Consider the following 5576-nt stretch of genomic DNA (forward strand, 5'->3'; position numbering starts at 1 on the left):
AGTGGCGCTCGCCGCTGCGCGGCCGGACGCGTCCACAGCGGACGGGGCCGCGCCCGAAGTCTCCGCGGTGGATGCCGCCGCAAAGCCCGAAGTTCGGATGGAGCACGCAGCCGCGAAGCCCGCCGTCGGACTCGACTTCATAGTGCGGGAGGTACTGGCGGCCGGCGTGGGCAAGGCCAAAGCGCTGCTGCGCGTCTACCTGCACTCCCGCAAGGTGCGGGCCGCCGCCCAAGCCCTGGCCGAGGCGCTGGCTGAATCGCGGGATGTCTGGAACTGGCCCGGGGACCGGCTTCCGGTGGGGGCGGAGATGTCCCAGCAGGTGGAGAAGCTGACCCGCCGCCTGAAGCTGGAAACCGAGGCGCATTACCGGCTTGAGGCACTTTTCAGGACTGCGGCCGGGGGCCGTTCCGTACCGGCGCTTTAAGTGCCACACTTAGGAGCAATCGAGTGGCTGGGGGATACAGTCAGGAGATTGCCATGGGTTGGTGGACAGGTTGGGCGTACCTTATTGCCGGCCTTATGACAGTTGACGCGCTGCTCCTGGCGTTGTGGGCGATCGACGAAGACTGGCCCGGCAAATGGTGGAAGAAACCATAACCCCCTCCCCCTGATTCCAGGTCCTGGCAGTGCACCCGGCAAGCGATCGTTTTGCATGCCCAAATGGACTCTCGCTGTGGCTTCCGCTCATGGTCAAATAGGAGGGTTGAACCGGCTACCCGAGTCCGACCACGGCCTCGGCCATATGGAAGGAAGCACATGACCGATCGTCAGGACCACCCCCCGGTCCCTACCCCGGGAAGCGCCCAGGGCCTGGACAGCAAGGTTGAGGGTGGCTGCCCGGTTGCCCATGACAGCGTGACCTCGCACGGCAGCGAGAGCGAAAATCCCGCCATCGATTCGCCGCAACCCAAGGCTCACCGGCCGCGCACCGTCGCCGACTGGTGGCCGAACCAGCTCGACCTCTCCGTGCTCCACGCGCACAACCCGGCCGGCAACCCGCTTGGCCCCACTTTCAGCTACCGCGAGGAATTCCAGAAGCTCGACGTCGAGGCCCTCAAGCAGGACATCACCCAGGTCCTGACCACCTCCCAGGACTGGTGGCCCGCGGACTTCGGCCACTACGGCGGCCTGATGATCCGGCTGAGCTGGCATGCAGCCGGCACCTACCGCGTCCACGACGGCCGCGGCGGTGCCGGGGACGGCAGCCAGCGGTTCGCGCCGCTCAACAGCTGGCCGGACAACGCCAACCTGGACAAAGCCCGCCGGCTCCTGTGGCCGGTGAAGCAGAAGTACGGCCAAAAGCTCTCCTGGGCAGACCTTCTGGTCCTCGCGGGTAACGTGGCCCTCGAGTCCATGGGTTTCAAGACCTTCGGTTTCGCCTTCGGGCGCGAGGACGTGTGGGAGCCCGAGGAAATCTTCTGGGGCCCGGAGGACACCTGGCTCGGCGACGAACGCTACATCGGCGAAGGCCAGATGGCGGAGGACGTGGGCTCCACCGAGATGGGCCTGATCTACGTCAACCCCGAGGGGCCGATGGGCAACCCGGATCCCAAACTCGCCGCAGCGTTTATCCGCGAGACGTTCAAGCGGATGGCGATGAACGACGAAGAGACCTTCGCGCTGATCGCCGGCGGACACACCTTCGGCAAGACCCACGGCGCCGCTGACGCCGACGCGCATGTGGGTCCCGAGCCGGAGGCCGCGAACCTCGAGACGCAGGGGCTGGGCTGGCTCAGCACCTACGGCAGCGGAAAGGGCGGCGATACGATCACCTCCGGCCTTGAGGTCACCTGGACGGACCGGCCCACCCAGTGGAGCAACCGCTTCCTGGAGATCCTGTTCGAGTACGAGTGGGAACTGGTCAAGAGCCCGGCCGGAGCCCACCAGTGGGTTGCCAAGGATGCCCCGGAGATCATCCCGGACGCGCATGACCCCGCGAAAAAGCACCGGCCCACCATGCTGACCACGGACCTGTCGCTGCGCTTCGACCCGGTCTACGAGGAAATCGGGCGGCGCTTCCTGAAGAACCCCGACGAGTTCCAGCTCGCCTTCGCCAAGGCCTGGTACAAGCTGCTGCACCGTGACATGGGACCTGTCGGCCCGCACATGCTCGGACCGTGGGTTCCGGAGGCCCAGCTCTGGCAGGACCCGGTCCCGAACGTTGACCACGAGCTGGTCAGCGAGGAGGACATCGCCTCGCTGAAGGCACGGCTCCTGGACTCCGGCCTGACCGTCCCGCAGCTCGCCGGCACGGCGTGGGCCGCGGCCTCCACCTTCCGCAAGACCGACAAGCGCGGCGGCGCCAACGGTGCCCGGATCCGGCTGGAACCCCAGCGCGGCTGGGAAGTCAACGAACCGGAGCAGCTGGCCACCACGCTGCAGAAGATCGAGGCGGTGCAGCAGGAGTTCAACTCGGGCCAGGCCGGGGGCAAGAAGGTTTCGCTGGCGGACCTTATTGTGCTGGGTGGCTGCGCAGCGGTGGAGAAGGCGGCGAGGGACGCCGGGTTTGCCGTCACCGTGCCGTTCCGGCCGGGCCGCACCGACGCCTCCCAGGACCAGACCGACGTCGAGCAGTTCCAGTACCTGAAGCCGCGCGCGGACGGGTTCCGCAACTACGTGCGCCCCGGCGAGAAGCTCCAGCCGGAGACCCTCCTGCTGGACAAGGCGTTCATGCTGGACCTGTCGGCACCGGAAATGACGGTGCTCGTCGGCGGCATGCGGGCCCTCGGCACCAACGTGGGCGGTTCCAGCCACGGAGTCCTCACCGACAGGCCGCAGGTCCTGACGAACGACTTCTTCGTCAACCTGCTCTCGCCGGGGACCAAGTGGAAGGCCTCGGAAGGCGAGGAGAACGTCTACGAGATCACCGACGTCTCCACCGGCGAGCTGAAGTGGACGGCCACCCCGGTGGACCTGGTCTTCGGGTCCAACTCGCAGCTCCGGGCGCTCGCCGAGGTCTATGCGAGCGAAGACGGCGGGGAGAAGTTCGCTAACGACTTCGTGGCGGCCTGGGTGAAGGTGATGGAGCTGGACCGCTTCGACCTGGGCTGACCCCAAGGCACTGGATAGTCCGTCCGGGCCGGCTGCATCTGCGGCCGGCCCGGACGCGGTCTCACAGCAGCGAAAGCCGCATCAGCACCCGCGGAAAGCCGTTCAGCACCGAGTCCGTTTCCGCCGCCTTGGTGAAGCCTGCGTCCTCGAAAAGTTTGCGGGTGCCAACATAGGCCATGGTGAGGTCCACTTTTTTCCCGCCGTTGTCCACCGGATAACCTTCGACGGCGGGCGCCCCGTACGAGCGGGCCAGCTCCACCGCGCCTGCCAATAGTGCGTGCGAAATGCCGTTGCCGCGGTGGCCGGGCCGGACACGGATGCACCATACGGACCACACATCCAGGTCATCCACGTGCGGGATCCGGCGGTTCGTGGCGAAACTTGTGTCCGCGCGGGGGTGGACGGCGGCCCACCCCACTGGCTCGCCGCCGTCGTACGCCAACACACCCGGCGGCGGATCCTCCGCCACCAACTGCTTCACCAGCTCCCCGCGCTCAGTTCCGTGCAGCGCCTGGTTCTGCTTGGACGGGATGCGGTAGCTCAGGCACCAGCAGACGTTCGCGTCGGGCCGTTTGGGCCCGACGATCGCGCGGACGTCCTCGAAACTGGTGGCTGGACGGACCTCGATGACCATGCGGCCATCCTGTCATTGGGCCGTGGAAGCGGCAACGGCATTCGGTTCCCGGCGGTAACCGCGGACCCAGTCCACCAGGAACTCCTTGGGATACGTGGACGCCGACGGGGATGCGCCTTCAAACTCGTAGACGTTGAGCATGAGCTGCATGGGATAGTCCGGCGACTGTTCCACCGCGGCCACAAACCGGTCATCGACATAAAAATCGACACCGTCCGGCGTCCAGTCGGCGCTGTAGGTGTGGAATTCGGTCACGTCCGCGGCCAGTTCAATTTTCCGGAAATCGTCCTGGATGCGGGGGTCCCCGAAGGGATGCACTCCCATGCCGACCTTCGCGGTGCCGGCACCAATGTCGGAGCCGAAGATTTCGAAGATGCAGATCTCGGCGGAGTATTCCGGGATGTCTTCGAAGCCGATCAACCACAGGGCAACCATGCAGGCGGGGTCGGCGATGGCGGCAACGCGGGCCTCGATGAGCCCGTAGTGCGGGGTGTACAGCCGCTGCTCTGCCTGGGCCTCGGTGACCCTGAGGCCGGGGGTGAAGTGGTGCTGGCCTTCGGTGCTTCCCAGCGGCCCGGAAAAAACGCCTGTCTGGAGGTTGGAAACCCGCAGGCCCCCGTTGTGCTCAGGGGACCACGGAGCCTGGTCCTCCTCGATCATCAACGCCAGCCCGTCGGAGGTGAAACGGTACCTGGCGCGGGCGCTATCGGAGTTGCTCCACTGCGGAAGGTAGCGCGGGATCCACTTGCTGCTGTCCAGGTCCGGTCCTTCAAACTCGTCCTCGAACTGCAGGACTAACCCGCTGCGGTCCAGTTCTTTCCTTGCCATCCGGGTCCTCCTTTCAAAGCAGCTGCAGGGCGACATTGCCATTGTGCCCGGTCCACCGGGCTGTCGGCTCCGGCTTTGCCCGGAAAACGCCTAACGCCCCCGCAGGATCTGCAGGGGCGTTAGGGGAAAACACGCAGGACGTGATGGAGCGTCCTGAAAAAACACGCAAGACGTGATGGAGCGTCCCGGTGGTGGGAAGACGGGGAGGTTAGATTCCCAGGGCTTCCTTCAGCGCTGCGACGTGTCCGTCAGCCTGGACCTGGTACTGGGCCAGGGTGACGTTGCCGTCCGGGTCCACCACCACGGTGGAGCGGACGATGCCCTCAACGATCTCGCCGTTGACCAGCTTCTCGCCCCAGGCGCCGTAGGCCAGGGCAACCGCGTGGTCCTCGTCGGAGAGCAGCGGGAAGGTCAGGGAGAAGTCGCCGGTGAAGCCGGCCAGGGCCTCCGGGGCATCCGGGGAGATGCCGATGACCTCGTAGCCCTTGCCCTGCAGGGAGGCCAGGCTGTCGCGGAAATCGCAGGCCTCGGTGGTGCAGCCGGGGGTGGCGGCCTTGGGGTAGAAGTACACGATGACATTTTTGCCACGGTAGTCGGCCAAGGCAGTCTGGCGGCCCTGGGCGTCCTGGAGGGTGAAGTCAGGGGCCTGGGTTCCGGGCTGAAGCTTGGTGGTCAGGGTGTGGCTCATGGCGTTCCTTTGGAAGGGTTTGTCATTACTGGCAAGACATCAAGTGAAGCGGCTTCCCGCTCAGTCATACAACTCCGGCGTCATATGCAGTATTCCGCCGGGCCGCGAACTGTTGCCGATTTTCCCGGCACGAACTGGTATCCGCCGCCGCGGACAGTGGCCACGGCATGGCGCGCATTGCCCAGTTTCCGGCGGATCCGGCCCACGTAAACATCGATGGATCGAGCCGAGGCGCCGGGGGTTTCGAACGAGTCCAGGAACTCCTGCAGCTCCTCCCGGCCCACCGTGCGGGACAGGTGGGTCACCAGGTAGCGGAGCACCTTGAATTCGACGCCGGTGAGCGGCACCGGCCTGCCGTCCAGGAGGACGGTATCG

6 protein-coding genes are annotated in these 5576 nt (G+C 66.1%); 2 read left to right on the plus strand and 4 right to left on the minus strand.

Annotated features, from left to right (window positions below; translation table 11 throughout):
* Together P2Q66_RS03295 and katG are read left to right on the plus strand one after the other, a co-directional pair.
* On the plus strand, positions 1–424 hold a 424-nt coding region (locus P2Q66_RS03295; RefSeq protein WP_275725538.1), incomplete at its 5' end, for a hypothetical protein.
* A gap of 332 nt (positions 425–756) precedes the next feature.
* The gene (gene katG, locus P2Q66_RS03300) at positions 757–3051 is read left to right on the plus strand and encodes a catalase/peroxidase HPI (RefSeq protein ID WP_275725539.1); all 2295 of its coding nucleotides are present in this window, start codon (positions 757–759) and stop codon (positions 3049–3051) included.
* 61 nt (positions 3052–3112) lie between these two features.
* On the opposite strand, the gene P2Q66_RS03305 is transcribed toward katG, so the two are convergent.
* The 4 genes from P2Q66_RS03305 to P2Q66_RS03320 form a co-directional block, all read right to left on the minus strand.
* Positions 3113–3685: a GNAT family N-acetyltransferase gene (locus P2Q66_RS03305; protein WP_275725541.1), complete on the minus strand. Its 573-nt coding sequence runs from the start codon at positions 3683–3685 to the stop codon at positions 3113–3115.
* Between the two features lie 12 nt (positions 3686–3697).
* Positions 3698–4513, minus strand: a complete 816-nt coding sequence (locus tag P2Q66_RS03310; protein ID WP_275725542.1) for a glycoside hydrolase family 16 protein — start codon at positions 4511–4513, stop codon at positions 3698–3700.
* A gap of 208 nt (positions 4514–4721) precedes the next feature.
* A complete protein-coding gene (gene bcp, locus P2Q66_RS03315; RefSeq protein ID WP_115523679.1) occupies positions 4722–5201 on the minus strand; it encodes a thioredoxin-dependent thiol peroxidase in 480 nt (159 codons plus the stop codon).
* An 80-nt stretch (positions 5202–5281) separates the two neighbouring features.
* A partial coding sequence (locus P2Q66_RS03320) for a helix-turn-helix domain-containing protein (protein WP_275725545.1) occupies positions 5282–5576 on the minus strand: 295 nt, incomplete at its 5' end.

The organism is Arthrobacter sp. Cr_A7 (assembly GCF_029222765.1).
In the GTDB taxonomy this organism is placed as follows: Bacteria; Actinomycetota; Actinomycetes; order Actinomycetales; family Micrococcaceae; genus Arthrobacter.

What these genes read in the sequence shown, in the direction of transcription:
- P2Q66_RS03310 (WP_275725542.1), bottom strand. Translation starts at nt 4,513, where the DNA reads ATGGCAAGGAAAGAACTGGACCGCAGCGGGTTAGTCCTGCAGTTCGAG.
- bcp (WP_115523679.1), bottom strand. Translation starts at nt 5,201, where the DNA reads ATGAGCCACACCCTGACCACCAAGCTTCAGCCCGGAACCCAGGCCCCT.
- P2Q66_RS03305 (WP_275725541.1), bottom strand. Translation starts at nt 3,685, where the DNA reads ATGGTCATCGAGGTCCGTCCAGCCACCAGTTTCGAGGACGTCCGCGCG.
- katG (WP_275725539.1), top strand. Translation starts at nt 757, where the DNA reads ATGACCGATCGTCAGGACCACCCCCCGGTCCCTACCCCGGGAAGCGCC.